General features: G+C 43.9%; 3 protein-coding genes. 1 reads left to right on the top strand and 2 read right to left on the bottom strand.

Going from position 1 to position 3,163, the window contains the following annotated elements:
* Nucleotides 1-336, bottom strand: a 336-nt coding sequence (locus tag VL525_RS12910) for a sugar-binding domain-containing protein (protein WP_325387189.1), incomplete at its 3' end; no start/stop codon positions are given.
* A gap of 374 nt (nt 337-710) precedes the next feature.
* On the opposite strand from VL525_RS12910, the gene VL525_RS12905 reads away from it, so the two are divergent.
* Complete coding sequence (locus VL525_RS12905; protein WP_325387187.1) at nt 711-2,036, top strand: zinc dependent phospholipase C family protein; 1,326 nt, start codon at nt 711-713, stop codon at nt 2,034-2,036.
* A gap of 42 nt (nt 2,037-2,078) precedes the next feature.
* On the opposite strand, the gene VL525_RS12900 is transcribed toward VL525_RS12905, so the two are convergent.
* Nucleotides 2,079-3,163: right-handed parallel beta-helix repeat-containing protein (locus tag VL525_RS12900; protein ID WP_325387185.1), on the bottom strand; the 1,085-nt coding region annotated here is incomplete at its 5' end.

The raw sequence follows: 3,163 nt of genomic DNA, 5'->3' as shown, positions 1-3,163 counted from the left end.
TACATTTTGAGTTTCCTGTAGTACGCCGGTAACCTCGTAGCTAAACGGCAGATAGCCTCCAAGGTGCTTTGGCAATTTGTGGCCGTTAATTACAGGTTCGGCACCCACCATTACGCCGTCAAAATGTAAGAAAACACGCAGACCGCTTACTTCTTTTGGCAGATTAAAATGCCTGCGATAGATCCAGATATCTTGCCAGCTTTCCGGTTTCCAGTCTTGCCAGGATAAGTTGGTTACGCAATGCGGTAGTGTAATGGGTTTAAATGAAGTGTCTTTAAAGGATGGATCGAGTGAACCTTCCTGGTATTTGCCGCCAAATAGCCATTGATCATCCATCGAGAAAATATATCGAGATGGCCCTTTGGCTGGCGCCCGTCCTGATTTTTTTAAACTAATACAACTTTTGAGCGGTGCCGAGGCAATAGCGACAACACCAAAGGCACAATATTGAACAAACTTGCTTCGGGAGATAGTATTTGACACTCACTAAAATTAGGCTAATCTGTGTATTGAAAAATGGATTAAAATTTAAAATAGATGGACAATTCTATCATAGCGCAAGTTTTAAAAAGTAATCGAGCCGTACAAAAAAAGATCCTATCAATGTTTCTTCGTAACAGTCATCAAGTCAGTTAGTCAGTGATTTATTTAATGCCGACCCCAAACAAATTCTTTTTTTTTACATTTTAATCATATTAAACCTTTGGTAAATGCGCTTTTTTAAACTTTGCAGATACTTATTACTTGTTGCCATATTTTTAGCAATAAACCCGGCGCCATCGAAAGCTTATTCGGTATTGGCACACGAGGCTGTTATTGATGCAAGCTGGGACAAGGCGATTTTGCCGTTACTGAAGTTGAAATACCCTGATTCGCCGGCCGATTCATTAAAAAAGGCACGCTCATACGCCTATGGCGGTTCGCTTATTGCAGATATGGGCTATTTCCCCATGGGCAATCCTTATTTTACAAACCTTGTGCATTATGTACGCAGCGGCGATTTTGTATCTGCTCTTATATCAGAATCACAAAATTTATATGAATATGCTTTTGCCCTGGGAGCTTTAGCGCATTATATGACCGACAAATACGGCCATTCGCTGGCCGCGAATGTGGCGGTACCGATTGTTTATCCAAAAATGCGAAAATTTGGTAACATAGCTACTTATGATGAAGACCATATTTCGCACAAGCGCATAGAATTCGCGTTTGACGTGCTTCAAACAGCCCGGGGTAATTATTTCCCGCAATCATATCACAACTTTATCGGCTTCCAGGTGGCGCAGCCGGTACTAGAGCGGGCTTTTTTAAAAACTTATGGACAAAAAATAACTTCCGTTTTTTTGAATTTTCCACTGGCGGTAGCGACATTCAGGTGGTCGGTCAAAAGCCTTCTACCTGCATTAACACGAACAGCTTGGGTTATTAAAAGTCAGGATTTAATAAAAACCGATCCGACCATGACTGAGAAAAAGTTCCATTACCGGATGAAGCGAAAAGAATATACAGCCGACTACGGCAAAGACCGTGAGCGACCCGGAATTACGGCTGTGGTACTGTCGCTCATTATACGCATTTCACCCAAAATAGGGCCGCTGAAACCCTTAAAATTCAAAGACCCCGGCGCTGAAGGTGAGAAACTATTTATAAAAGGATTTGACGCTTCGGTTTCAGAATATGAAGCTGCACTAAATAGGCTCCATGAGCAAAAACCAGCGTTTGCCGATATTGATTTTGATACAGGCAAGCTTACCGCTCCCGGCGAATACGGCCTCGCCGATAAAACTTACAGTGATATGGTGATTAAACTGGCTGATACACATTTCGACCAGCTCACGTATCCCCTAAAGGAGAACATTCTGCATTATTACCGAAACCCGGCAGCGGCTGAAAGCATAACAACCCCGAAATCTGACAGGATAGACCTGGAAAAAACCAATAAAGCCTTACAGCAGCTGGAATTAGCTAAGCCGATAAGTATAGATAGTTTGAAATTAAACGCAGCAACAAACAAACAGACTCCCAGGAACGGGTAATGGGTGAAGCCCTTAGTATTGAACCAAGAGGCTTCTTTTATATTACCTTATCCCGTTATTAACTTGTTTGTTGTTAAGCAATTTAATATTTGCAATAGCCGTTACACCCTTACCACCATTGTTCTGGCTTAGATTGCCGGTAAGCTGCCCGGTACTGCCATTAAATAAGGTATTTACGCTGATTCCTGAGCTGTCATTTCCTTCTGTAAGGTTTTGGCTGATGATTACATTCCTGACGTCATTGCAACGTATTCCGTCAATTTTATTGCGCGCGGCTTCATTGCCGGTAATCACAATGTTGGTCCCGTTGGTTATGTCAAGTCCGCAGCCCCAGGGCGATGTGTCTAGGCGGCAGTTTTTAATTTGCGCGTTGCGGATATGCGTAAGATGCAGGTTATGAAGCTGACCATTGCCCGGCGGTACACTCGATCCATTATCGCTAAAATTACATTCAGCAATGGTTACACCGGTTGCCCCGGCAATGGCTACCCCGTTTTGTGTGCAGTTTTGAACGGTGACGCGAGTAAGATTGATATTCTTCATCAGGCTGTCGCTTTGCCCATAAAATACAATTCCTGCCCTGGTTGCTGCAAGCTGGCTGGCCCGTGTACGTCTGTCACCGTTAGGGTCGTTATTTTCGGTTGTCTTAAGAGCTCCTTCAATTAAAAAATCAGTAAGCGTTACATTTTGCATCGTCGGCGATGCGTTGACAATGGCAGGAGCATCCTTAGCCTCCGGCGAAAGGAACAATATAGTTTGTTTGCCTTCGCCTGAAAGTGTAATATCAGAAGGTATGCGAAGTGGGGCTTTGATAGTATGTATGCCCTTCAACAATACCACGTGGCCGCCCTTAGGGCAACGGTCAAGCGCCGGTTGGATGGCGCTGCCCGGAGCAACTTTGATGGCATTGTCACCCGCATCGGCCACTGCATCAAAAGCACCTGCCCGTACGGCTTTAGTTCCCGGCTCGGGCATTTTTGTAACGCTCGCAGGTTCATTTAAAGGCTCAGCTAATGATACCAGTAATACTTCTGAACTTTCAGGGCGCGTATGTTTAACCATGCCCAACGTATAAGGCATTTCCAGATGTTGGCGAAAGTGATAATGATTGTAGATATTTTCATAGA

Origin of the sequence: Mucilaginibacter sp. (genome assembly GCF_035492695.1) — a bacterium.
Lineage (GTDB): Bacteria > Bacteroidota > Bacteroidia > Sphingobacteriales > Sphingobacteriaceae > Mucilaginibacter.
The sequence above is the reverse complement of the archived record's forward strand: the minus strand, read 5'-3'. Positions and strand labels throughout refer to the sequence as shown.